Annotated in this window: 24 protein-coding genes; 17 read left to right on the top strand and 7 right to left on the bottom strand. The window is 68.2% G+C overall.

Features of this window, described 5'->3' with window-relative positions:
* Window positions 1–69 precede the first annotated feature (69 nt).
* On the bottom strand, window positions 70–1,593 hold the full coding sequence (locus ACMUOO_RS06805) for a bifunctional metallophosphatase/5'-nucleotidase (protein WP_413854961.1): 1,524 nt from the start codon (window positions 1,591–1,593) through the stop codon (window positions 70–72).
* Between the two features lie 167 nt (window positions 1,594–1,760).
* Here ACMUOO_RS06805 and ACMUOO_RS06800 point away from each other — a divergent pair, with 167 nt between their 5' ends.
* The 3 genes from ACMUOO_RS06800 to arsC are packed head-to-tail and all read left to right on the top strand — an operon-like array spanning window position 1,761 to window position 3,489.
* On the top strand, window positions 1,761–2,099 hold the full coding sequence (locus tag ACMUOO_RS06800; protein ID WP_301917940.1) for a DUF952 domain-containing protein: 339 nt from the start codon (window positions 1,761–1,763) through the stop codon (window positions 2,097–2,099).
* Window positions 2,096–3,154 (top strand): quinone-dependent dihydroorotate dehydrogenase, encoded by a 1,059-nt coding sequence (locus ACMUOO_RS06795; protein ID WP_301917939.1) that lies wholly within the window; start codon window positions 2,096–2,098, stop codon window positions 3,152–3,154. Before ACMUOO_RS06800 ends, ACMUOO_RS06795 begins: the two co-directional genes overlap by 4 nt.
* The gene (gene arsC, locus ACMUOO_RS06790; RefSeq protein WP_367891182.1) at window positions 3,103–3,489 is read left to right on the top strand and encodes an arsenate reductase (glutaredoxin); all 387 of its coding nucleotides are present in this window, start codon (window positions 3,103–3,105) and stop codon (window positions 3,487–3,489) included. The genes ACMUOO_RS06795 and arsC overlap by 52 nt, the downstream gene beginning before the upstream one ends.
* Before the next feature lie 63 nt (window positions 3,490–3,552).
* Here the strand turns inward: arsC and ACMUOO_RS06785 are convergent, their stop codons facing one another.
* The 3 genes from ACMUOO_RS06785 to ACMUOO_RS06775 are packed head-to-tail and all read right to left on the bottom strand — an operon-like array spanning window position 3,553 to window position 5,817.
* The gene (locus ACMUOO_RS06785; protein ID WP_413854960.1) at window positions 3,553–4,869 is read right to left on the bottom strand and encodes an MATE family efflux transporter; all 1,317 of its coding nucleotides are present in this window, start codon (window positions 4,867–4,869) and stop codon (window positions 3,553–3,555) included.
* Window positions 4,850–5,386 (bottom strand): PaaI family thioesterase, encoded by a 537-nt coding sequence (locus ACMUOO_RS06780; protein WP_301917937.1) that lies wholly within the window; start codon window positions 5,384–5,386, stop codon window positions 4,850–4,852. The genes ACMUOO_RS06785 and ACMUOO_RS06780 overlap by 20 nt, the downstream gene beginning before the upstream one ends.
* The gene (locus ACMUOO_RS06775; RefSeq protein ID WP_301917936.1) at window positions 5,383–5,817 is read right to left on the bottom strand and encodes a PaaI family thioesterase; all 435 of its coding nucleotides are present in this window, start codon (window positions 5,815–5,817) and stop codon (window positions 5,383–5,385) included. Before ACMUOO_RS06775 ends, ACMUOO_RS06780 begins: the two co-directional genes overlap by 4 nt.
* A gap of 116 nt (window positions 5,818–5,933) precedes the next feature.
* On the opposite strand from ACMUOO_RS06775, the gene ACMUOO_RS06770 reads away from it, so the two are divergent.
* From ACMUOO_RS06770 to ACMUOO_RS06715, 12 genes are all read left to right on the top strand, one after another.
* A complete protein-coding gene (locus ACMUOO_RS06770) occupies window positions 5,934–7,070 on the top strand; it encodes a putative manganese transporter (RefSeq protein ID WP_413854959.1) in 1,137 nt (378 codons plus the stop codon).
* A 63-nt stretch (window positions 7,071–7,133) separates the two neighbouring features.
* Entirely contained in the window at window positions 7,134–7,505 is a 372-nt protein-coding gene (locus tag ACMUOO_RS06765) for a MerR family transcriptional regulator (RefSeq protein ID WP_301917934.1), read from the top strand.
* A gap of 209 nt (window positions 7,506–7,714) precedes the next feature.
* On the top strand, window positions 7,715–8,107 hold the full coding sequence (locus ACMUOO_RS06760; RefSeq protein ID WP_301917933.1) for a MerR family transcriptional regulator: 393 nt from the start codon (window positions 7,715–7,717) through the stop codon (window positions 8,105–8,107).
* Window positions 8,108–8,133: 26 nt separating this feature from the next.
* Entirely contained in the window at window positions 8,134–9,912 is a 1,779-nt protein-coding gene (locus ACMUOO_RS06755; RefSeq protein ID WP_413854958.1) for an acyl-CoA dehydrogenase C-terminal domain-containing protein, read from the top strand.
* A gap of 66 nt (window positions 9,913–9,978) precedes the next feature.
* On the top strand, window positions 9,979–10,191 hold the full coding sequence (locus ACMUOO_RS06750; RefSeq protein ID WP_301917545.1) for a hypothetical protein: 213 nt from the start codon (window positions 9,979–9,981) through the stop codon (window positions 10,189–10,191).
* A 301-nt stretch (window positions 10,192–10,492) separates the two neighbouring features.
* Window positions 10,493–11,146, top strand: coding sequence for a glutathione S-transferase family protein (locus ACMUOO_RS06745; RefSeq protein WP_301917544.1), 654 nt, complete (start codon window positions 10,493–10,495; stop codon window positions 11,144–11,146).
* Window positions 11,143–11,328, top strand: a complete 186-nt coding sequence (locus ACMUOO_RS06740; RefSeq protein ID WP_301917543.1) for a hypothetical protein — start codon at window positions 11,143–11,145, stop codon at window positions 11,326–11,328. Before ACMUOO_RS06745 ends, ACMUOO_RS06740 begins: the two co-directional genes overlap by 4 nt.
* A 13-nt stretch (window positions 11,329–11,341) precedes the next feature.
* Window positions 11,342–12,553: an acetyl-CoA C-acetyltransferase gene (locus ACMUOO_RS06735; RefSeq protein WP_301917542.1), complete on the top strand. Its 1,212-nt coding sequence runs from the start codon at window positions 11,342–11,344 to the stop codon at window positions 12,551–12,553.
* Window positions 12,553–13,023: a cupin domain-containing protein gene (locus tag ACMUOO_RS06730; protein ID WP_301917541.1), complete on the top strand. Its 471-nt coding sequence runs from the start codon at window positions 12,553–12,555 to the stop codon at window positions 13,021–13,023. The genes ACMUOO_RS06735 and ACMUOO_RS06730 overlap by 1 nt, the downstream gene beginning before the upstream one ends.
* Window positions 13,020–13,469, top strand: a complete 450-nt coding sequence (locus ACMUOO_RS06725; protein WP_301917540.1) for a cupin domain-containing protein — start codon at window positions 13,020–13,022, stop codon at window positions 13,467–13,469. Before ACMUOO_RS06730 ends, ACMUOO_RS06725 begins: the two co-directional genes overlap by 4 nt.
* Window positions 13,466–13,969 carry a hypothetical protein gene (locus tag ACMUOO_RS06720; RefSeq protein ID WP_301917539.1) on the top strand — a complete coding sequence of 168 codons (504 nt, stop codon included), beginning with the start codon at window positions 13,466–13,468 and terminating at the stop codon, window positions 13,967–13,969. The genes ACMUOO_RS06725 and ACMUOO_RS06720 overlap by 4 nt, the downstream gene beginning before the upstream one ends.
* Window positions 13,970–14,042: 73 nt before the next feature.
* A complete protein-coding gene (locus ACMUOO_RS06715; RefSeq protein WP_301917538.1) occupies window positions 14,043–16,241 on the top strand; it encodes a 3-hydroxyacyl-CoA dehydrogenase NAD-binding domain-containing protein in 2,199 nt (732 codons plus the stop codon).
* Between the two features lie 65 nt (window positions 16,242–16,306).
* Here the strand turns inward: ACMUOO_RS06715 and ACMUOO_RS06710 are convergent, their stop codons facing one another.
* Together ACMUOO_RS06710 and ACMUOO_RS06705 are read right to left on the bottom strand one after the other, a co-directional pair.
* Window positions 16,307–16,963, bottom strand: a complete 657-nt coding sequence (locus tag ACMUOO_RS06710) for a sulfotransferase family 2 domain-containing protein (RefSeq protein ID WP_301917537.1) — start codon at window positions 16,961–16,963, stop codon at window positions 16,307–16,309.
* A 9-nt stretch (window positions 16,964–16,972) separates the two neighbouring features.
* The gene (locus tag ACMUOO_RS06705) at window positions 16,973–17,896 is read right to left on the bottom strand and encodes a DMT family transporter (RefSeq protein ID WP_301917536.1); all 924 of its coding nucleotides are present in this window, start codon (window positions 17,894–17,896) and stop codon (window positions 16,973–16,975) included.
* A 93-nt stretch (window positions 17,897–17,989) separates the two neighbouring features.
* Between ACMUOO_RS06705 and ACMUOO_RS06700 the strand changes: the two genes are divergently transcribed.
* Complete coding sequence (locus ACMUOO_RS06700) at window positions 17,990–19,615, top strand: AMP-binding protein (RefSeq protein WP_301917535.1); 1,626 nt, start codon at window positions 17,990–17,992, stop codon at window positions 19,613–19,615.
* A gap of 78 nt (window positions 19,616–19,693) precedes the next feature.
* A complete protein-coding gene (locus ACMUOO_RS06695; protein WP_301917534.1) occupies window positions 19,694–20,713 on the top strand; it encodes a hypothetical protein in 1,020 nt (339 codons plus the stop codon).
* 4 nt (window positions 20,714–20,717) lie between these two features.
* Here ACMUOO_RS06695 and ACMUOO_RS06690 read toward each other — a convergent pair whose 3' ends face one another.
* A complete protein-coding gene (locus ACMUOO_RS06690; RefSeq protein WP_301917533.1) occupies window positions 20,718–21,713 on the bottom strand; it encodes an SPOR domain-containing protein in 996 nt (331 codons plus the stop codon).
* Window positions 21,714–21,778 lie beyond the last annotated feature (65 nt).

Genomic DNA, 21,778 nt, shown 5'->3' with positions numbered 1-21,778 from the left:
TGATATAGCCGAAAAACCACCTCGTCACAAGGCCCGGTGCAGAAATCTTCCCGCACCGGGTCCACCGGGTCAGTTCGCGCCGAGCTTCTTGATACGGCCCTCGACCCCGGTCGTGACCTTGCCGGACCGGGCGATGTAGTCGATCACGTCGTTTGCCATGAGGTTGCCGTTGCCCGCGTTCACGATGACCTTGCCGCCGCCGAGTGCCGAATAGCCGTCGCCGCCCGACAGCATGTAGTCGTTGGTCGCCACCGTGTAGACCTTGTCCGGATCGAGCGGCTGGTCGCCCACCATCACCTCGGAGACGCGCGACCCCGCAGGGGCCGAGGCGTCGAAGGCGAAGCTCATCCCCGAAACCTGCGGGAAGCGGCCCGCGCCCTTCTCGACCTGGCTCACCCCGTTTTCCAGCGCGGCAAGGATCTGGCTGCCCGGAAGCTCGGTCAGCACGGTGACGTTGCCGAAGGGAAGCTCGGTCAGGATGTCGCGGCGCGTCAGCACGGCGCCGGGATCGTAGGTCCGGTCGGCACGGATGCCGCCGCCGTTGGTGAAGCCGATATCGGCCCCGGTCGCCGCGCGCATGGCGTCTGCGATCACGTTGCCCATTGCCGATTCCTCGGCCCTGACCACGTTCCTGCGGCTGTCGAGCGGCACCTCGGTCGTGCCGATCTCGACGTTCAGGCTTTCGTCGAGCTTCTTCTGGAACTCATCAACCATCGCCTGCGTCTCGGGGTCCGGCGTGATCGTTGCGGTGTCGATGAAGCGGAACGAAGGCACCCAGTCGATCGTGCGCTTTCCGTCCTTGTCGGCGCCGATCTCGACCGTCAGGTCGACGGGCGAGAGGAAGCGCGCGTCCATCGAGGTTTCGACGTAGACGGTCACGCCGTCATAGGCCGTGGCGTAGGAGTGGTCGTCACCCGACAGGATCACGTCGAAGGCGTGGGAGGCGATGAGCTTGCGGTCGTTCGTCATGTCGGTCTGCACCACGCCCACGACGATGTCGGCGCCATCCTCGCGCGCCTGCTTCGCGGCGGCGACGGCGGTGTCCACCGTCGGCAGGAACTTGAGGTCGCCCGCGCTTGCCACCTCTGGCGTGGTGTCCTGCGCCACGGGGACCAGCGCGACCTTGAGCCCGCCCACATCCTTCACCATGACGCCGCCCAGGCCCTCGATGGGCGAGCCGTCGGCATTGGTGATGTTGATCGCGGCCCAGGGATATTTCGACGCCTTCATCTTCTCGAAGAAGTTCTCCGGCCCGAAGTCGAATTCATGGTTGCCGGGGACGGCAAGGTCGAAGGGCACGAGGTTCGTCAGGTCGATCGTGTTCTGCCCCTTGTCGAAGCCGGAAAGGAGCGAGGGCGAAAGCATGTCGCCGTCGAAGAGATAGAGCGTGTTCGGATTCGCCGCGCGCTCGGCCTTGGCAACGGCATTCAGCCGGGCGAAGCCGCCGCGGCCGTCCTCTTCGGCGAAGGCGTAGGCATCGCCGACGCCCAGAAGGGTGAGCTTCACTGTCTCGGCAAGAACAGGACCCGCGGCAAGCGAAAGCGCGGTCGCGGAGAGAAGCGTCGCGGCGAGGCGACGGACGGGCGTGATCATGATCTCAATCTCCCTATGGCGCGAATATGGCACTACATTGCGGCCGGGCGGCGCGCCTGTCAAAGTTCCTCGCGGCCTCGCCCCCACGTTTCTCGCGTTCACACATGACGGCAGGGTGAAACGTCCCGGCCATTGACCGCGGGGCGGGCGCGAGGCATGAGGTCGCCATGCTGATCTACAAGATCTTCCGCCGATCCGAGTGGGACGCCTTCCGCGGCGCGGGCGAAACCGACGGCGCGCCGGTGGATCTTGCCGACGGATACATCCATCTCTCGACCGCCGCGCAGGTGGCCGAGACGGCGGCCCGGCATTTCGCCGAGGAAAGCGATCTCGTCATCGTCGCCGTCGCCCCGGATCAACTCGGATCGGCTCTCAGGTGGGAACCCTCGCGCGGCGGCGCGCTCTTTCCACACCTCTACCGCCGCCTTCACCTTGCGGACGTGGTCTGGGACAAGTCGCTTCCCCTCGGCGCGACGGGCCACATCTTCCCCGAGGGGCTGCTGTGACGCCGCTCGAACGCGCGGGCCTTTGCACGCTGCACCGGCTCGACCCCGAGCTTGCGCACGGGCTCTCGCTCAAGGCGCTCCGGTTCGGCCTCGTGCCGCTTCCCGGCCCCGTGACCTCGGCGAGGCTAAGGACCCGCCTCGCCGGGCTCGACCTGCCCAATCCCGTCGGCCTCGCCGCCGGCTACGACAAGAACGCCGAAGCCGTGGGCGCGCTCACCCGTGCGGGGTTCGGATTCGTCGAGGTGGGCGCGGCCACGCCCCTGCCGCAGCCCGGCAACCCCAAACCCCGGCTCTTCCGCCTGCCCGAGGATCGCGCCGTCATCAACCGCTTCGGCTTCAACAACGACGGCGCCGAGGCCATCGCCGCACGCCTCGCGCGGGCCGACCGGCGGGTGCCCGTGGGCCTCAACCTCGGCGCCAACAAGACCTCCGCCGACCGCGCCGCCGATTTCGCCCGCGTCCTCGCGCTGGCCGGGCCGCACGTCGATTTCGCCACTGTCAACGTCTCCTCGCCGAACACCGAGCGGCTCCGCGACCTGCAGGGCAAGGCGGCGCTTTCGGCGCTGCTCTCGGGCGTGATGGAGACGCGGGGAGCCCTCGCCCGGCCGGTCCCGGTCTTTCTCAAGATCGCGCCCGACCTTGCGGAGGCCGAACTGGCCGACGTGGCCGAGGTCGCGCTCGCCTCGGGCATCGACGCGGTAATCGCAACCAATACAACGCTCGCCCGCGACGGGCTGAAGAGCCGCCACGCGGGCGAGGCAGGCGGCCTTTCCGGCGTGCCGCTCTTCGAGCGTTCGACAAGGGTCCTCGCCCGGCTCCATCACCTGACGGAGGGCCGCATTCCGCTCATCGGCGCGGGCGGCATCGCCTCGGCCGCGGACGCCTGGGCGAAGATCCGCGCCGGCGCCTCGGCCGTGCAACTCTATTCGGCGCTGGTTTTCCAGGGACTTTCGCTCGTTTCCGACATCGCCCGCGGGCTCGACGCCCTGGCAGCGCGGGAGGGATTCGCGACCCTGGCGGACGCGGTCGGCAGCGGAAGGGGGGACTGGCTCTGACGACGATCTGGCACAATCCCCACTGCTCGAAATCGCGCGCGGCGCTCGCGCTTCTCGAAGCGCGCGGCATCGCGCCGGAGGTGCGGCTCTACCTCCAGGACCCGCCCGCGGAAGCAGAACTCCGCGCCGCCCTCGCGGCGCTCGGTCGCCCCGCCCGCGACCTTGTCCGCAGGGGTGAACCTGTCTTCCGCGACCTCGGGCTCGCAACCGCAGACGAGGACACTCTGGTGGCCGCCATGGCCGCGCACCCCGTGCTCATCGAGCGCCCGCTCGTACTGCACCGGGGCCGCGCCGCGCTCGGTCGCCCGCCCGAGGCCGTGCTCGCCCTCTTCTGACCTCAACCTGTCCCGAAATGCCCTGGGGAGTGTCCCGCGCCGGCAAGGGCGGGTGTTGGCGCGCTATGCCGCCACCGCCTCCGCGCGCGGGTATCGCAGCGCCATCGTCGCTCCGCGCGCGACGTTGAGCACCATGAGGGAGGCCCAGAGCCCGTGGTTGCCGATCGCGCCGGGCAGGATCAGAAGCGCCACGAGATAGATCGCGACCGAGACGACCATCGCGTTGCGCATCTCGCGGCTCAACGTCGCACCGATGAAGATGCCGTCGAACATCCAGCTTGCGATTCCGATCACGGGCGCGAGCGCCACCCAGGGCAGGTATTCCCGCGCCGCCGCCCTCACCTCGGGCTCGGTCGCCATCAGGTCGATGAGCAAGGGGCCCGCAATCCAGAAGACGAGGCAGAGAAGAACCGCGCCGGCCCCGCCCCACTGGCTCGCAATCACCGAGGCGCGTCGGACCGCAACGGGTCGTCGTGCCCCCACGGCCTGGCCCACCAGCGTCTCGGCGGCGAAGGCAAAGCCGTCGAGCCCGTAGGCGGTGATTTCGAGGAACTGCAACAGGACCTGGTTGGCCGCGAGCGTGACGTCGCCGAAATGCGCGCCCCAGAAGACGAAGGTGGTGAAGGCCCCCTGCAGGAGGACCGAGCGCACCATGATGTCGCCATTCACCCGCATCATCCGCGCCAACCGGACCCGGTCGAAGACCCGCGCCCAGTCCCGCCACTGACCGCCCGCGAAGCCACCCCGGCAAAGCCAGAGGCCGAAGGCGAGACCCGTCCACTCCGCGATCAGCGTCGCCACGGCGACACCCGCCACGCCCCAGCCGAGCCCGAGCACGAAGAGGAGGTCGAGCGCGATGTTGAGCCCGTTCATCCAGAGCTGGAGCGCCAGCACCCCGCGCGTCCGTTCCACCGCGATGAGCCAACCGGTCACGGCATAGAGCGCGATGGTCGCGGGCGCCCCCCAGATGCGGATGGCGAGATAGGCGCGGGTCAGGGCTTCCACCTCGGTCGAGGCCGGGGCGAGCGCGAAGGCGGCGCGGAAGAGGAGCCCCTGCGCGAGGATGAAGACCGCGCCCGCCGCCCCGCCGATCATCAGCGCCCGCATCAGGATCGCGCCCGTCTCGGCGGGATCGCGGGCGCCATGCGCCTGGGCGACGAGGCCCGATGTCCCCATGCGCAGGAAGCCGAAGATCCAGTAGACCGAGGCGAGGATCACCGCCCCCATCCCCACCGCGCCGATCGGCGCCGCCTGCCCCAACTGGCCGACGACGCCCGTATCCACGGCGCCGAGAAGCGGCACCGTCGCATTCGAAAGGACGATGGGCGCCGCGATCCTCAGGACGCGGGCATGGGTGATCTCAGCCATCGCCGCCCGCATCGAGCGGCCAACCGCGTTCGGGCATCAGGAAGTGCCCCGTACCTTGCGCGAAGAGCCGCGACCGGTTGTCCTGCCAGGCCTCGACATGGACGCTGGCATAGCGTCGGCCCGACCGGTTGATCCGCGCCCGCGCGTAGGCGTCGCGCGGCAGGCCGGAGCGGAGGTAATCGACCGTCAGGTCGATGGTCTTCGGCAGGCGCGGGAGGTGCCCGGGCGCGAGGCTCAGGGGGTCGAGCCGACCGCTCTCCATCTCTTCCCAGGTCTGTGCCCAGGCCAGTTCGATGATCGCGGTGACCTCCAGGAAGGCCGCCGTCACCCCGCCGTGAAGCGCGGGCAGCAGCGGGTTGCCGATGTGCTTTTCGTCATAGGGCAGGATCGCCGTCAGCTCATCGCCCCGGCGGTCGAACTCGATGCCAAGAAAGCGGATGTAGGGCACGCCATGCACAAGCGCGGCCAGTGCCGCGTCGCGGCGCTCCTTCACCACCTGCACCGGTTCGGGTTTAGGCCGCCGGGTCATTTCCGCGCCTCCGGCCGCTCCAGGGTGAATGCGCCGGTCGCGGCGGCGACGGGGCGGCCCTCTTCGCCGTCATGGGCGGTGGCGCGGACGAAGGCGACCGAGCGGGTGACATGATAGCATTCCGCCCGCGCGGTGATCCGCGCGCCGGGCGTCGCTGGCCGCATGTAGTCGATCCTGAGGTCGAGCGTCGCGGTGCCGACCGCGCCGGTCGGGTGGCTCATCACCGCCGCCCCGCCGCAGGTGTCCATCAGGGCCGAGACCGCGCCGCCGTGGATGACGCCGGTCTGCGGGTCGCCGACGAGCCGGGCGTCCCATGGCATCGAGATCACCGCCACGCCGTCGCCGATCTCGTCCAGCACCAGCCCGAGCGCGCGCGAATGCGGGATCGCCTCGATGAACTGTCGTGCGGCGGTCCGCTTGCGTTCCTTCATCTTCCCGGCTCCTCTCTCGGTCTGAGCCAATCTGCCAGTTGACACAGCCGCCGCAAGGGCCAATATTGTCCATTATAGCCTTGGCTTCACCTTATGCAGCAATGTAACTCATGCCGATGGATTCATCCGCTTCCCTCGCGTCCCTGCCGCTCGTCGCCCGTCTCGGTCCGTTCCGGCCCCGTCGACTTGCGCTTGCCGGGTCCCTTGTGGCGCTGGCGCTCGCGCCTGGGGAGCTTGGCGCACTGACGCGCGGACTAATGCAGGATGCCTTCGTCCAGGTCTCCGCCTTCGTCGCCGCGACGCTTCTGCTGTTCTACGGGCTCGAACGGCTCTTTCGCTTCGACCTCGGGATTGCGATGGGACAGGCGCGGGCGTTCCAGGTGCCGATAGCGGCCTTCCTCGGTGCGACGCCGGGTTGCGGCGGTGCGGTCGTGGTGGTGGCAGCCTATGCCTCGGGCAAGGTCAGCTTCGGTGCGGTCGTCGCCGCACTGACCGCGACGATGGGGGACGCGGCCTTCCTGCTCCTTGCCACCCGGCCGGACGCGGCGCTGGTACTCCTGCCGCTGCAGTTCGCCGTGGGCATCCTGACCGGCTGGCTCATCGACCGCTTCGTGAATGTGGACTACCGGCCGCAGGGGGGCGCCTGCGAGATCGCGCCGCGGATCGGCACCACGCGGATGCGCGACTACGCCTTCCTTGCCGCCGCCATTCCCGGCCTGATCGTCGGGGCCGCGCAGATCGTCTCGGTGGACCTGACCCACATGCTGGGGGTTCCCGTCACCGCGATCGCGCTCGCCGGCGCCCTCCTCGGCCTCGCCATCTGGGCTGTCTCGCCCGTCACCGCGATGACAAACCCGGGCGATGCGCCGGTGACACGGATGGCCGAGGAAACCTCGTTCATCTCGGTCTGGGTGATCCTTGCCTACCTCGCCTACGACTATGCCGCGGTCTATGCCGGGCTCGACCTGAAGGCGATGTTCCAGGCCATCGCCCCGGTCCTGCCGCTCGTCGCGGCGGCGATCGGCTTCGTTCCGGGCTGCGGGCCCCAGGTCCTCGTCGCGACGCTCTACGTGCACGGCACGATACCCTTCTCGTCCCTCGTCGCCAACGCGATCTCGAACGACGGCGACGCGCTTTTCCCTGCCATCGCGCTTGCCCCGCGCGCGGCGATCATGGCGACGGCCTTCTCGACGATCCCGGCACTGATCGTCGCCTACGCGTTTCATTTCGTTGCCCCGGGCTTTATGAACTAGCGCAGCGGTAAGCGAGTTGTCTCGGACAGCGCCTGCGAATAGGCTTGACCCGGGAGGCCCGGGATGGCGGACGAACTCATCTCGTTCAGGGACATGTGCGCACGTTTCGACGTGACGCCCCGCACCTTGCGCTATTACGAGTACATCGAGCTTCTATCGCCCGTGAAGGAAGGCCGCGCCCGTTACTATGGCCCGCGCGAGATCGCGCGGATGACTCTGATCCTGCGCGGGCGCCGCTTCGGCTTCAGCCTCGAGGAGATCCGCCAATGGCTCCTCCTCTATGCCCAGAAGGGCACCCGCGAGCAGTATCAGGTCTGGATCCAGCTCGCCAACCGGCAACTGGCGGAGCTGGAACGTCAGCGCGCCGAGCTTGACGCGACCATCGCCGACCTGACGGCGCTGCGCGACCGGACGGCCGATTCGCTGAAGGATTGACCCGTCCAGCGGCTCGGCGGCTGCGGAAAGCGCCGCGTCGGCGGCGCACATAAGTTTCGTGTCTCCGCAGGCGCGTTTCACGGACATTACGTCACCGATTTCGTGACGCTACGTTACACTGACGTGCACGTAAACTTCCCTTGTAAGGTCGCGGCAGACTTCCGATCTGCCCGGCCATGACGCAACGGCAACTCATGGAAGGGCCATTGATGAGCGATGACCTGATGACGATTCGAGAGATGTGCGACGCCTTCGAAGTGACGCCCCGCACGCTCCGGTTCTACGAGGCCAAGGAACTCCTGTTTCCGATCCGGGACGGGCAGAAACGCCTCTTCACCCGTCGCGACCGCGGCCGGCTGAAACTGATCCTGCGCGGCAAGCGCTTCGGCTTCAGCCTCGAAGACATCCGCCAGCTTCTCGACCTCTACGATCTCGACGACCAGAAAAACATGCAGCTGACGCGAACGCTGGAAATGGCCGAGCGGCGCAAGTCGGAGATGCAATCCCAGCGCGATGAGATCGACGCGACGATCGCCGAGCTTGAAGAGCAGATCGCACTCGGCCGCAAGATGCTGGCCGAACAGAAGACCCACGCAGCCTGACACGACCCGAGGGAGGAGACCCGACCATGCCGAGCTACGCCGCGCCGATCCGTGACATGCAGTTCGTCCTCGACGAAGTGCTGGAAGTGTCGAAAAGCGACGTGCCCGGCTATGGCGTGCTGGAACCCGACTTCACCTCGGCGATCCTCGACGAGGCTGGCAAGATCGCCCGCGACGTGCTGGCGCCGCTGAACGCCGCGGGGGACCGCGAAGGTTGCCGGCTTGAAAACGGCGTGGTCTACACCCCGACGGGCTTCGGGGACGCGTTCCAGGCGATCAAGGACGGCGGCTGGAACGGACTCGACCTGCCGGAGGAATACGGCGGGCAGAACCTGCCCTACATCATGGGCACCGCGGTCGGCGAGATCTTCGTCTCGGCCAACATGGCCTTCAACATGTACCAGGGCCTGACCCACGGCGCCATCTCGGCGATCCTCGCCCACGGCACGGAGGCGCAGAAGGCGACCTACCTGCCGAAGATGGTGGCGCTCGACTGGACCGGCACGATGAACCTGACCGAGCCCCACTGCGGTACGGACCTCGGGCTCCTGCGCACGAAGGCCGAGCCGCAGGCGGATGGCAGCTACCGGATCACCGGCCAGAAGATCTTCATCTCGGCCGGCGATCACGACCTTGCGGAAAACGTCATCCATCTCGTCCTCGCCAAGGCGCCGGGCGGCGGCGAGGGCACCAAGGGGATATCTCTCTTCATCGTGCCGAAGTTCATGGTGAACGCGGATGGCACCCTCGGCGCCCGCAACGCGGTCTCGGTCGGCAAGATCGAGGAAAAGATGGGCATCCACGGCAACGCCACTTGCGTGATGAACTACGACGGCGCGACGGGCTATCTGCTCGGCGAGCTGCACAAGGGCATGCGCAACATGTTCACGATGATGAACGAGGCGCGGCTCGGCGTCGGCCTCCAGGGCTATGCCGTGGCCGAGGCCGCCTACCAGAACGCGCTCGCCTATGCCAAGGACCGGCTTCAGGGCCGGGCCGTCACGGGCGCGGAGAACCCGTCGGGGCCCGCCGATCCCCTGATCGTCCACCCCGACATCCGGCGCAACCTGATGGATCAGAAGAGCTTCCTCGAAGGTGCACGCGCCTTCACCTTCTGGGGCGCCTCGCTCATCGACCGCGCCCACCGCGCGGGCGACGCAGCCGCCGAGGGGATGGTCTCGCTCCTCACCCCGGTCATCAAGGGATTCCTCACCGACAAGGGCTTCGAGACGGCGGTCAACGCCCAGCAGGTCTATGGCGGGCATGGCTATATCGAGGAACAGGGCATGTCGCAGTTCGCCCGCGACGCCCGGATCACGATGATCTACGAAGGCGCCAACGGGGTTCAGGCGCTCGACCTCGTCGGCCGCAAGCTGGCGCAGGACGGCGGCAAGCACGTCATGGCCTTCTTCGAGATGGTGAAGGGCTTCTTGAAGGAGAACGAGGGCGAGGAGCGGCTGAAGACGGAGTTCCTCGATCCCCTGAAGGCGGCGTCGAAGGACCTGCAGGCGGCAGGCATGTTCTTCATGCAGAACGGCATGAAGAATCCCAACGCGGCCCTCGCTGGCTCCTACGACTTCATGCATCTCTTCGGGCTGACATGCCTCGGCCTGATGTGGGCGCGCATGGCGAAAGCGGCGCTTGCGGCGCTCGATTCCGGCAGTTCCGACGCAGCGTTCTACGAGACGAAGCTGGCGACGGGGCGCTACTACATGGCGCGGCATCTGCCGATGACGGCGACTCACCTTGCCCGCATCCAATCAGGTGCCGACCTCGTGATGGCGCTGCCGCCCGAGGCGTTCTAAGCTTCCGCGGAGGAACCACGCACGGTTCGTCCCCGCAGCGAGCGGGGGACCCTGACCGGAGGAAAGATGCCGAAACGCCTGCGCCTTACCCGCCGTTTTCCCGTCGCACTGACGAACGACGCCTATCGCGCGCTCGCCCGCTTCGCGGAAGAGGCGGGCGTCAGCACCGACGAGGCGCTGACCTTCCTCTTCGAGCATTTCGGTTCGGTCGTGGACCGTGACAACCTCACCCACCGGCTGAGGCTCTTCAAGGCAGAGCTCGAGGATCGCAAGGCGTGATTGTGGAGTGGGCAGAATTGAGCATTTGCGTCAGCAAGATCCAGAAGACGCACCCCGGACCTGACGCCGGCCCTCGAACGCGGGGTGCTTCTCGTCAGGCCCGGAGCGGTTTCTCCTGGGGCGGTCATCGGCGCTCCTGCCTGTACCGCGAGTTCGATCGTGACCGGACAAGATTAACAAATCCTTGTTCTTCTTGGCCGGAATACCCCGCAGCGGTCGCGATCGGTGCGCCATCGGTTCGAGTGACGGTGGCGGCGGGGCGCGCAGGCCCTGCTCCGACAGTCAGCCACGGGAGGGCGGCATGACGGCGCGGCTCCACTGCTTCGGCGAAAGCGGCAATGCCTACAAGGCGGCGCCGACGCTGACACTGGCCGGCTACGACTGGGAACCGGTCTTTGTCGACTTCTTCAACGGCGCCACCCGCACGGCGGAGTTCCGCAGGCTCAACGTCATGGGCGAGGTGCCGGTACTCGAGGATGGCGGAGCGGTCATCAGCCAGTCCGGCGCGATCATGTACCATGTCGCGCGCAGGACCGGACGGCTTTGCGGCGAGCCCGGCGCGGCCGATGAGGTGCTGCGCTGGGTGCTCTGGGACAATCACAAGATGTCCTCCCAGGCCGGCACCGTGCGGTTCCTAATGAACTTCCTGCCCGAGGACAAGCGCCCGAAGGAAGTCATCGCCTTCCTGCAGGCGCGGCTTCGCAACGCGGTCCACACGCTCGAGAGCCACCTTCAGGACCGCGACTGGATCGTCGGGGCGGGCCCCACGATCGCCGATCTCTCCTGCTGCGGCTATCTCTACTATCCCGAACCCTTCGGCTTCACCCGCGCCGAGTGGCCGAACATCGACCGCTGGCTCGGGCGCATCGCCGCCCTTCCCGGCTGGAAACATCCCTATGACCTGATGCCCGGCAATCCGTCCGACCGGGCCCGAGTGGAGGAGACCCCCCGATGAAATGGATGCTGATTGCCATCGTCTACACCGTGACGATGGAGAACGTGCGGCACGAAGTGCATGTCGAGAAACAGGAATTCGCCACCGAGGCGCTCTGCGAAGCGGCCCGCACGAAGATGGAAGAGCAGCTGAAGACCCGGGTGATCACCACCAAGACAAGCTGCGTTCAGATCGCCGAGTGATCCGGAGACAACCATGACCGAGGCCTATATCTACGACGCCGTCCGTTCCCCGCGCGGCCGCGGCCGCCCGGACGGGAGCCTGCACGAGGTGACCTCGGTCGCGCTGTCGGCCAGGGTTCTGAACGCGGTGAAGGAACGCAACAACCTATCCGGCCAGGCGGTCGAGGACGTGATCTGGGGCAACGTGACCCAGGTCGGCGAACAGGGCGGCTGCCTCGCCCGCTCCGCCGTCCTGCTCTCCGACCTCGACGAGCGCGTCCCCGGCCTCGCCATCAACCGCTTCTGCGCATCCGGCATGGAGGCGGTGAACCTTGCGGCGAACCAGGTCAGGGGCGGCGCCGGTCAGGCCTATATCGCCGGCGGGGTCGAGATGATGGGTCGCGTCGCGATGGGATCGGACGGGGCGGCGATCGCGGTCGACCCGAGCCTCGCCATGAAGACCTACTTCGTGCCGCAGGGCATTTCGGCCGACATCATCGCGACCGAGTACGGCTTTTCGCGCGACGACGCCGACGCGCTTGCAGTGGAATCACAAAAGCGCGCCGCAAAGGCCTGGGAAGAAAAGCGTTTCTCGAAATCCATCGTGACCATACGCGACCAGAACGGGCTGCCGATCCTCGACCGCGACGAATACATGCGCCCCGGCACCGACATGCAGACGCTCGGCGCGCTGAAACCCTCGTTCAAGGACATGGGCGAGGTGATGCCGGGCTTCGACAAGGTCGCGCTGATGAAGTACCCGCACCTTGAGAAGATCAACCACATCCACCATGCCGGGAACTCCTCCGGCATCGTGGACGGAGCGGCCGCCGTCCTCATCGGCAACAAGGAGTTCGGCGAAAAATGGGGCCTGAAGCCCCGCGCCCGCATCCGCGCGACGGCCAAGATCGGCACCGATCCGACGATCATGCTGACCGGCCCGGTGCCGGTGACCGAGAAGATCCTGAAGGACAGCGGCATGGCGATCTCCGACATCGACCTCTTCGAGGTCAACGAGGCCTTCGCGAGCGTCGTCCTGCGCTTCATGCAGGCCTTCGATGTCTCGCGCGACAAGGTGAACGTCAATGGCGGCGCCATCGCGATGGGCCATCCGCTTGGCGCCACCGGCGCCATCATCATCGGCACACTGCTGGATGAGCTGGAGCGCACCGGCAAGGGCACCGGGCTTGCCACGCTCTGCATCGCCTCCGGCATGGGTGCCGCCACGATCATCGAGAGGGTGTGATGCCCGTCATCGACCAGACGAAATGCCCGTTGAAGACCGCGTCCATCTACCCCGAGCCCTATGCGTCCGAAATGAAGGGCCGGTCGTCCCTCCGTCTCGGCGACGCGGGCGGGCTGACGCAGTTCGGCGCAAACCTGGTGATCCTCGAACCCGGCGCGAAATCCAGCCTGCGCCACTGGCACCGGAACGAGGACGAGTTCGTCATGGTGACCGAGGGCGAATGCACGCTCGTCCAGGACGACGGCGCGACGGTGATGCGCCCGGGCGATTGCGCCGCCTTCCCGGCCGGCGACACGAACGGGCATCACTTCCTCAACCGCACCGACCGCGTGGCGAAGTTCCTCGTCGTCGGAACACGGGCGAAGCACGAGGTCGCGACCTATTCCGACGTGGACTTGATGGTCGAGATGAAGGACGGCAAGGCGACCTTCACCTACAGGGACGGCACGCCCTGGGAGGGTCCGCGGTGATCCTGCGCAAGGGCACCTCGCGGACCCAGGAGGCGACGCCGGAACAGGCGGCGCGGCTCGGTCACTACCGCGCCGAGCTTCTTTCCGACACCGGCGGCCTGACCCAGTTCGGCGCCTTCGTCGAGACGCTCGCGCCCGGCGCCTTCTCCTCGGACCGCCACTGGCACGAGGCGGAGGACGAGTTCCTCTACATGCTGGCGGGCGAGGCCACGGTAATCGAGGACGACGGCGCGCATGTGCTGCACCCCAGCGACGTGGCCTCATGGCCCGCGGGCGTGGCGAACGGGCACCACGTCCACAACCGCTCCGCCGCGCCCTGCAGCTACCTGATCGTCGGAACCCGCGCCGCCTCCGACCGCGTCCATTATTCCGACGTCGACAAGCTCTACGTCCGCGACAAGGGACGGGTCTTGCGAACCCGCCGGGACGGGAGCCCGCTCCCATGACGAAGCAGCATCCCGATGTCGGGGCAATGGTCGATCCGCTCGACATCTACCAGACGATGCTCGACTTCGTCTCGGACGCGGTCCTGCGCGGCGACGTGGAGCAATACCTGTCCGCCATCGCCCTGCCCTACACCATCCACACCGAGGCAAAGCGCTTCGACCTGACCGGCGCGGACGATCTCAGGGCAACGCTCATCTGCGTGTCGGGCGGCTTCCGTCGGCAAGGCATTACCGACTATCTCCGGCTCAGCCGCGAGGCGCGCTACGTGACCCGCCGACGGATCGAGGGGATCCACTACACCCATATCATGCGCGGCATCGAGCGTATCGCGCCGCCCTATGCCGCGAGCCAGACGCTCGTCTTCGACGGCTCCGTCTGGCGGTTTTGCGAGGCGCGCTATGCAATCCTCAACGACGCGCTGCCGATAGTCTTCCCGGAGGCCGGACGCAACCCTGACCGGCTTCCCTTCCATCCGTCCGAGGCCAGCCGCCCGGGCTGAGGCCGCCGACTTCACAGACCCATCCGGCGGGCGCCGGAACGCCAGCCCGCCGATCCGCCGAGGGAGATACGAGATGACTGACTTCACCTATTCCGTCGATGCCGATGGCGTCGCCACGATCGCCTGGGACGTGCCGGGCAAGTCCATGAACGTGATGAGCCGCGAAGGTTTCGCCCTCGTGTCCGACATGGTGGACCGCGCGCTTTCGGACCCTGCGGTGAGGGGAATCGTCGTCACGAGCGGAAAGAAGGACTTCGCCGGCGGCATGGACCTGAACGTGCTGGCCTCGATCCGCGAGGAGGCCGGCGGGAACCCGGCGCAGGGACTCTTCGACTTCACCATGTCGGGGCACCATATCCTGCGAAAGCTGGAACGCGCGGGGATGGACCCGAAGACCCTGAAGGGCGGCAAGCCGGTCGCCTGCGCGATACCGGGGACCTGCGCCGGGATCGGGACGGAGATCGCGCTCGCCTGCCACCGCCGGATCATGGCGGACAATCCGAAGGCGAAGATCGGCCTGCCGGAGATCCTCGTCGGCCTCTTTCCCGGGGGCGGCGGCACCACGCGCTATTCGCGCATGGTCGGCGCCATGGCGGCGGCGCCGGTGCTTCTCGAAGGCAAGATGCTGGAGCCGAAGGCGGCGAAGGCGGCCGGGCTCATCGACGAGGTCGTGGCGCCCGACCAGCTCCTCGCCCGCGCCAGGGAATGGGTGCTGTCGGCCACCGATGCCGACATCGTCAAGCCCTGGGACCAGAAGGGCTGGAAGATGCCCGGCGGCGCCCCCTATCACCCGGCGGGCTTCATGACCTTCGTCGGGGCCAATGCCATGGTGCACGGCAAGACGCAGGGCGTCTATCCGGCGGCGAAGGCGCTCCTCTCGGCGGTCTATGAAGGCGCGCTTGTGCCCTTCGACACCGCGCTGACGATCGAGGCGCGCTGGTTCACCTCGGTCCTCATGAACCCGTCGTCCTCGGCGATGATCCGCTCGCTCTTCCTCAACAAGGAGGCGCTGGAGAAGGGCGCGAACCGGCCGAAGGTCGCCGACCAGACCGTGCGGAAACTGGGTGTCCTCGGGGCCGGCATGATGGGTGCCGGCATCGCCTACGTGGCGGCGAACGCCGGGATCGAGGTCGTCCTGATCGACGCCACCCAGGAGGCCGCCGACAGGGGCAAGTCCCATTCCGAGGGACTTCTCGACAAGGGGATGAAGCGCGGCAAGGTGACGGCCGGGAAGAAGGCGGAGGTGCTCGGCAGGATCACCGCGACGACCGACTACGCCGCGCTCTCGGGCTCGGACCTCATCGTCGAGGCCGTCTTCGAGGACATGAAGGTGAAGGCCGAGGTGACGGCCAAGGCGGAGGCGGTCCTGCCGGAGGGCGCGATCTTCGCCACCAATACCTCCACCCTCCCGATCAGTGAACTGGCCCGCGCCTCAGGGCACCCTGCGCAGTTCATTGGCATCCATTTCTTCAGTCCGGTCGACAAGATGATGCTGGTGGAAATCATCCGGGGGCACGAGACCGGCGACGTGGCGGTGGCCAAGGCGCTCGACTTCGTGCGCCAGATCAGGAAGACGCCGATCGTCGTCAACGACGCGCGGTTCTTCTACGCCAACCGCTGCATTATCCCCTATATCAACGAGGGCATACGAATGGTCGCCGAGGGCGTGGAGCCGGCGCTCGTCGAGAACGCGGCGCGACTTCTCGGGTTCCCGGTCGGACCCTTGCAACTGGTGGACGAGACCTCGATCGACCTCGGCGTGAAGATCGCCAAGGCGACGAAATCGGCGATGGGGGCCGCCTACCCGGACGCGGCCGTCGACACGGTTCTGTTCGCGATGGCCGACCGCGGACGGCTCGGCCGCAAGGCCAACGCGGGCTTCTACGCCTACGATGAAAAGGGCGGGCGACTCGGCCTCTGGGAGGGCCTTGCAGAGCTCTGGCCGGTGGTGGCGATCCAGCCGGACCTGACGGAAGTGCAGCACCGGCTGATGATGGTGCAGGTGCTGGAGGCGGTTCGCGCGCTGGAGGAAGGCGTGCTCACCGACGTCCGCGAAGGCGATGTCGGCGCGATCCTCGGCTGGGGCTTTGCGCCCTGGTCGGGCGGACCCTTCTCCTGGCTCGACATGATCGGTGCGGGGAAGGCACTGGAGATTTGCGAGGGCCTTGCCGCAAAGGGCGCGCGGTTTGCCCCGCCCGCGCTCCTGCGCGAGATGGCGGCGAAGGAGCAGAGCTTCTACGGACGGTTCGGAGCCGGCGGGAGAGCGGCCTGACGAAACCGGGGCCGGGGGCCTCGCGCCCCCTGGACCCGCGCGGGCCATTTCCGCAACGAAGACGACTAGCCGGGATCGAAACGGTAGCCGAAGCGGGCGATGTCCGCGGCGCAGATCGCGGCAACAGTGGCGGCGCCTGCGTCCGTGTAGTACGGGCGCCAGTCGCGTGCGCGTTCGGACGCATTGGCCAAGGGCAGGACCGGCAGGCGGAAGCCGAGATGGGCTTCGAGCGGTGCCGCGTCCTCGGCGAGGTGTTCGAGCCTGAGGAAGAGGTCGCAGCGTTCCCGCCCCGCGCCGTCGGTCACATAGCTTGCGTAGGGATGCGCGGCGATGGATGCCTGCGTCGCGGGGGCCGCAAGGAAGCCCGTGAAGTCCGTCTTGCGTGCGAGCGCCACCGCCGGATGGGCGAAAGTCTGGGCGCGGAGCCAGTGGTAATAGCTCACCATCCGGTTCCAGGGGTTGCGGACGAGGGTGAAGGTGAAGAAGGCCGCAATATCTTCGTCGCTCGCGAGCCCGCGGATATCGGCGAGGGTCGCGTGTTTCCAGAGCCGCCCCGCCGCCTTCGCACCCCTGATCCGGTGCCGCCGCGCGCGTCCCTTCGGCGTGTCCGCCAGGATCACGTCGTCGCGCATGGCGCGCCCCTCGAGCGCGAGCGTCAGGGCCGTGCCGCCGGTCTTGGGGATGTGGATGAAGATGTACCGGCGTCCGCGCGACAGGATCACGGTCGCCCCCTAGCGGCCGCGCAGCGCGATGATGAACCCGGCCGCGAAGATCAGGAGGATGCCGGCGACGGCCAGCGGGCCGAGCGTCTCTCCCCAGAGCGCCCAGGTCCAGAAGGCCGAAGCCGGCAGGATCACGTATTCGAAGATGGCGACCCGCCCCGCGTCTGCGATCTGGTAGGCGCGGATCATCATGCCGACACCGAGAAGCGATCCCGCCGCCTGCACGAAGGTCCAGAAGAGGAAGCGCCCCGTGGGCCAGGCCGGCCCGCGCAGGACGAACCCCTCCACCCCGGAAGGCACCGCGGGCTGCCAGAACGCGAGGATCGCCATGCCGATCAGCCCGAAGGTGCCGAGTGCAAGAAAGAAGCCCGCGAGCATCACCTCGGCGCGTTCGCCCGCGCACCAGGTTCTGGTGGCGATGTTGCCGAGCGCGTAGAGCACTCCGGCGACGACCGGCAGCACGGTCGCCAGGCCAAGATCGCCGCCCTGCCCTGGCTTCAGAACCAGGATCACGCCGAGAAAACCCACCGCGACCGCGAGGATGCGGAACGGCCCGATCCGCTGCCCATAGGCGAAGCGCGAGATGAGGAGCGTGAAGATCGGCGCCGTGAACAGGCCCGCCGCCACGGTCGCGACCGGCAGGAAGGCGAGGCAGCCGAAGTAGATCATCATCGCCATCCCGTGCACCGCGCTGCGCAGCGCGACTGCGCCGGGACGCGCCGGCCGCAGCCTGAGCCCGAAGAACGGCGCAAGGACCAACAGGATCGCGATCGCCATCACCATCCGCACTGCATGGAACTGCCAGAGCCCGGCATCCTCGGCGATCACCCGCACGAAGTTGTCGGTGAAACCGATGACCATGGCATAGACGAATATCAGCCCCGCCGCGACAAGCGTGCGGCTTTCCCGGGCGGGGTCGGCAAGGGTCGTCATCCGGTCTCCGTGTCTTGCTTGCTCAAACCCATAAAGCCGGGCAAGCATGAAACTGCGCGTCCGTTAGCGACGTGGCGAGACGGGGAGGAGACCATGGGCTGGCTGGCCGACGAAACGGGGCTGGAGAAGAACCGCGCGAACTTCGTGGCGCTGACGCCCCTGTCGCATCTTGGCCGCGCGGCCGACCACTTCGCCGGTGAGACGGCCGTGGTCTATGGCAGTATGCGCCGCAGCTATGCGGAGTACCATGCGCGGGTAAGCCGGCTCGCCTCGGCACTTGCGCTGCGGCGGGTGAGACCGGGCGACGTGGTGGCGACGATCCTGCCCAACATCCCCGCACAGGCCGAAGCGCACTTCGGCGTGCCCGCCGCCGGCGCGATCCTCAACACGATCAACATCCGGCTCGATGCCGATACGGTGCGCTACATCCTCGATCACGGGCAGGCAAAGGTCGTGCTGGTGGACACGGCCTTCCTGCCGCTCGCCGAAGCGGCGGTCAAGGCGATGACCGGCCCCGCACCGGAGATCATCGAGGTGGCCGACCCCGAGGCGGGGATCACCGCCACGGGCCGGTACCTCGAATACGAGGACCTCCTCGCCGGGGGCGATCCGGGCGCGCCATGGGTCCTGCCCGAGGACGAATGGGAATCGATCGCGCTCAACTACACGTCGGGCACCACGGGTCGGCCGAAGGGTGTCGTTTATCACCACCGCGGCGCCCACCTGATGACCATGGGCACGGTGGTGAGCTGGCGCATGGTTCTGCGCCCGGTGTACCTGACCATCGTGCCGCTCTTCCACTGCAACGGCTGGTGCCACACCTGGATGATCCCGCTTCTCGGCGGGACGCTCGTCTGCTGCCGCGACATTACCGCCAGGAACATCTACGCTGCCATTGCCGACGAGGGGGTGACGCATTTCGGCGGCGCGCCGATCGTCCTCAATGCGATCATCAACGCAAAGGCGGAGGAACGCCGCGCCTTCGACCACGTGGTCGAGGTCTTCACCGCCGGCGCACCGCCGCCGGCCGCGACGCTCGCCGCGATCGAGCCGCTCGGCTTCAACGTCACCCAGGTCTACGGCCTCACCGAAACCTTCGGTCATGTCACCGAATGTCTCTGGAAGCCGGAATGGGATGGCGTGGAAGGCGAGGCGCGCGCCGCCTTGAAGGCGCGGACCGGGGTCGCGATGCCGATGATGGAGGCCGCGACCGTCCACGACGACACCGGCGTCGAGGTGCCGCGCGACACCCGGCATCTCGGCGAGGTCGTGCTGCGCGGCAATTCGGTGATGAAGGGCTATTACCGCAACCCGGAGGCCACCGCCGAGGCGTTCCGCGACGGCTGGTTCCATTCCGGCGACATCGCCTATCTCACCGAGGACGGCTACATCAAGATCACCGACCGCGCGAAGGACATCATCATCTCGGGCGGCGAGAACGTCTCCTCGGTGGAGGTGGAGGGCGTGCTCATGCACCACCCCGCCGTGCTCCTCTGCGCCGTCGTGGCCAAGCCGGACGAGAAATGGGGCGAGGTGCCATGCGCCTTCGTCGAACTGAAGGAGGGGCAGACGGCGACGGAGGCCGACCTGATCGCCTTCGCCCGCGCCCGGCTTGCCGGCTTCAAGACGCCGAAGCACGTCGTCTTTACCGAACTGCCGAAGACCTCCACCGGCAAGATCCAGAAGTTCGAACTGCGTGCGGTGGCCAAGCTGATGTAGCGCCTGCGCGCATTGTCCGGGGGGGCGGCATCGGCTATCCTGCCCGCCAATCGAGGCAGCGAGCAGGCCCGCCCGCCGATGACGGCGCTTCAGGAATACCAGCGGCTGGAATGCACCGGCCTGTGGCGCGACGGACCCGAGGCGCAGCGGCGCGAGGTCATCGTCTCCTTCGGCGACGCCACGCTGGTGATTTCCGAGACGCGGAGCGGACGCGCGCTGGCGCACTGGTCGCTGCCAGCGACCGTGCGCCTTCCCGGGCCTGCGCTGCCGGCCCGCTTTGCCCCCGCCATGGATGCCGAGGAGGAGCTGGAGATCGACGACGAGGCGATGGTCGCCGCCATCGCCAAGGTCCATCAGCTGATCGAGGCGCGGCGGCCGCATCCGGGGCGCCTGCGACGGGCACTTCTCGGCGGCGCGCTCGCGGCCGTGGCCGGTGCCCTGGTCTTCTTGATGCCGGACGCACTTGTCCGCCACACCGCAGCCTCCCTGCCCTTCGCAAAGCGGCAGGAGATCGGCCGCGCCGTCCTGGCCGACCTCGCGCGGCTGGCCGGCACGCCCTGCGCGAGCCCCGAGGGGCAGGAGGCGCTGGCGCGGCTGCACGAACGGCTCCTCGGCCCCGCGGGGGAAATCTTCGTCGTGCCCGACGGCATCGCCCGCTCCCTCGTCCTGCCGGGGGGGATCATCGTGCTGGGCAGGGCGCTGGTCGAAGGCGCCGACACGCCCGAGGTCGCGGCGGGCGAGGTGCTGGCGGCCGACCTCGCGGCGGCGGTGGAAGACCCGCTCGTCACCGTGCTTCGCCATGCCGGACTGCGCGCGACCTTCACGCTTCTCACCACGGGCGACCTGCCTCAGGGCGCCGTCGCCGGGGCGGGCGAGACGCTTCTCGGCGGCGAAAGGCCGATGGTGGCGGAGCAGGCACTGATCGACCGGTTCGCGGCGGCAGGTGTCGCCTCGTCGCCCTATGCCTATGCGCTCGACCCCTCCGGCGAAAGCGTACTGACGCTGATCGAGGCGGATCCTCTGCGCGGCAGGTCACCCGAGCGGCCGGTCCTCGACGACACCGACTGGGTCGCGCTTCAGGGCGTCTGCGCCGGATGACCGCTCAACCGCGGATATAGGCGTCCCGGTAGCCGGCCGTGCGGACGCTCGCGAGCGCCGCCTGAAGCTCCGCGGCCGAGGCGAAGGGCCCCGCCATGATCGCCTTCACCGCGCGGCCGCCGTTCCGTCCGGTCGAACTCGCCACGGGAAGGCCAACGGACCTCAACCGCGCGATGGCCCTGGCCGCGTTCGCCGGCTCGGCGAAGACGCCCACCTGAACATAGCCGCCCTGACCGGCCGGCGCCTGTCGTGCCGCGGCCCCGGTGGAGGCAATCTCGCCGCGCTGCCAGACGACCTTGTAGGCGCCCTTGTCGGCCTTCAGGGCCCGCTCGGTTTCCGCGGTCGTGGCCGCGCCCGGGACGACCCTGACGCCCGGAACCCCGAGGGCGTTCAACCAGGCGACCGGCTCCGCCGGAGCCTCCGCCGCGCACTGGGTCACCCGCTGGCCGTCGCTGAGAAGGTAGCGTTGCGCCGCGGCGACCCGCTCCAGACAGAGCGTTGCGGCCCGATCGATCGCGCCGGCGCGCACGAGACGAAGCTCGCGCGGCTTTGCGGCGGAAGATTTCGGAGCAGAGGGCGCCGATACCGCCGCCTTCGCCGGCGCGGGCCTAGACGCCGGGGCTGCAATCAGGGCCGGCGCCGACGTGGCGGCAGGCGCGGATTCGGCGGCCGCAGGTTCGGCGGGGGCCTCCGGCTCGGCCGGGACCGACTGTCCTGCCTTCACCGCCGCCGCGGCCTCCAGCATCCCCGGCGGGAAGGTCGGCTCGTAGCCGCAGACGAGCTTGCGGTCGCGGTTCACCCGCGGCACCCATGTGGTCTGTCCGCCCACCCCGGCGCGGATGAAGACGCAGCCGGCACTGTCCACATACTGGTTTCCGGTGAAGCCCGCAGGCGGCGGCTCCCTCGGCCCGTCCACCTTTGTCAGCGACTGCGCCCCCGCCGGGAGCCCCGCCATCGCAGCCGCAAGAATCGCGGCCGACACCGACTTGAATACCTGCATCTTCCGCCCCGTTTCTCGTTCGGGGCAGAATGCCAAAGCCAGGCGCATCCGTAAAGCGAAAACGG

The sequence above is a fragment of the Albidovulum sp. genome (assembly GCF_041919395.1).
Classification (GTDB): Bacteria; Pseudomonadota; Alphaproteobacteria; order Rhodobacterales; family Rhodobacteraceae; genus Albidovulum.
The sequence above is the reverse complement of the archived record's forward strand: the minus strand, read 5'-3'. Positions and strand labels throughout refer to the sequence as shown.

What these genes read in the sequence shown, in the direction of transcription:
- ACMUOO_RS06805 (WP_413854961.1), bottom strand. Translation starts at nt 1,593, where the DNA reads ATGATCACGCCCGTCCGTCGCCTCGCCGCGACGCTTCTCTCCGCGACC.
- ACMUOO_RS06800 (WP_301917940.1), top strand. Translation starts at nt 1,761, where the DNA reads ATGCTGATCTACAAGATCTTCCGCCGATCCGAGTGGGACGCCTTCCGC.
- ACMUOO_RS06785 (WP_413854960.1), bottom strand. Translation starts at nt 4,869, where the DNA reads ATGCGGGCGGCGATGGCTGAGATCACCCATGCCCGCGTCCTGAGGATC.
- ACMUOO_RS06780 (WP_301917937.1), bottom strand. Translation starts at nt 5,386, where the DNA reads ATGACCCGGCGGCCTAAACCCGAACCGGTGCAGGTGGTGAAGGAGCGC.
- ACMUOO_RS06775 (WP_301917936.1), bottom strand. Translation starts at nt 5,817, where the DNA reads ATGAAGGAACGCAAGCGGACCGCCGCACGACAGTTCATCGAGGCGATC.
- ACMUOO_RS06770 (WP_413854959.1), top strand. Translation starts at nt 5,934, where the DNA reads ATGGATTCATCCGCTTCCCTCGCGTCCCTGCCGCTCGTCGCCCGTCTC.
- ACMUOO_RS06765 (WP_301917934.1), top strand. Translation starts at nt 7,134, where the DNA reads ATGGCGGACGAACTCATCTCGTTCAGGGACATGTGCGCACGTTTCGAC.
- ACMUOO_RS06760 (WP_301917933.1), top strand. Translation starts at nt 7,715, where the DNA reads ATGAGCGATGACCTGATGACGATTCGAGAGATGTGCGACGCCTTCGAA.
- ACMUOO_RS06755 (WP_413854958.1), top strand. Translation starts at nt 8,134, where the DNA reads ATGCCGAGCTACGCCGCGCCGATCCGTGACATGCAGTTCGTCCTCGAC.
- ACMUOO_RS06750 (WP_301917545.1), top strand. Translation starts at nt 9,979, where the DNA reads ATGCCGAAACGCCTGCGCCTTACCCGCCGTTTTCCCGTCGCACTGACG.
- ACMUOO_RS06745 (WP_301917544.1), top strand. Translation starts at nt 10,493, where the DNA reads ATGACGGCGCGGCTCCACTGCTTCGGCGAAAGCGGCAATGCCTACAAG.
- ACMUOO_RS06740 (WP_301917543.1), top strand. Translation starts at nt 11,143, where the DNA reads ATGAAATGGATGCTGATTGCCATCGTCTACACCGTGACGATGGAGAAC.
- ACMUOO_RS06735 (WP_301917542.1), top strand. Translation starts at nt 11,342, where the DNA reads ATGACCGAGGCCTATATCTACGACGCCGTCCGTTCCCCGCGCGGCCGC.
- ACMUOO_RS06730 (WP_301917541.1), top strand. Translation starts at nt 12,553, where the DNA reads ATGCCCGTCATCGACCAGACGAAATGCCCGTTGAAGACCGCGTCCATC.
- ACMUOO_RS06720 (WP_301917539.1), top strand. Translation starts at nt 13,466, where the DNA reads ATGACGAAGCAGCATCCCGATGTCGGGGCAATGGTCGATCCGCTCGAC.
- ACMUOO_RS06715 (WP_301917538.1), top strand. Translation starts at nt 14,043, where the DNA reads ATGACTGACTTCACCTATTCCGTCGATGCCGATGGCGTCGCCACGATC.
- ACMUOO_RS06705 (WP_301917536.1), bottom strand. Translation starts at nt 17,896, where the DNA reads ATGACGACCCTTGCCGACCCCGCCCGGGAAAGCCGCACGCTTGTCGCG.
- ACMUOO_RS06700 (WP_301917535.1), top strand. Translation starts at nt 17,990, where the DNA reads ATGGGCTGGCTGGCCGACGAAACGGGGCTGGAGAAGAACCGCGCGAAC.
- ACMUOO_RS06695 (WP_301917534.1), top strand. Translation starts at nt 19,694, where the DNA reads ATGACGGCGCTTCAGGAATACCAGCGGCTGGAATGCACCGGCCTGTGG.
- ACMUOO_RS06690 (WP_301917533.1), bottom strand. Translation starts at nt 21,713, where the DNA reads ATGCAGGTATTCAAGTCGGTGTCGGCCGCGATTCTTGCGGCTGCGATG.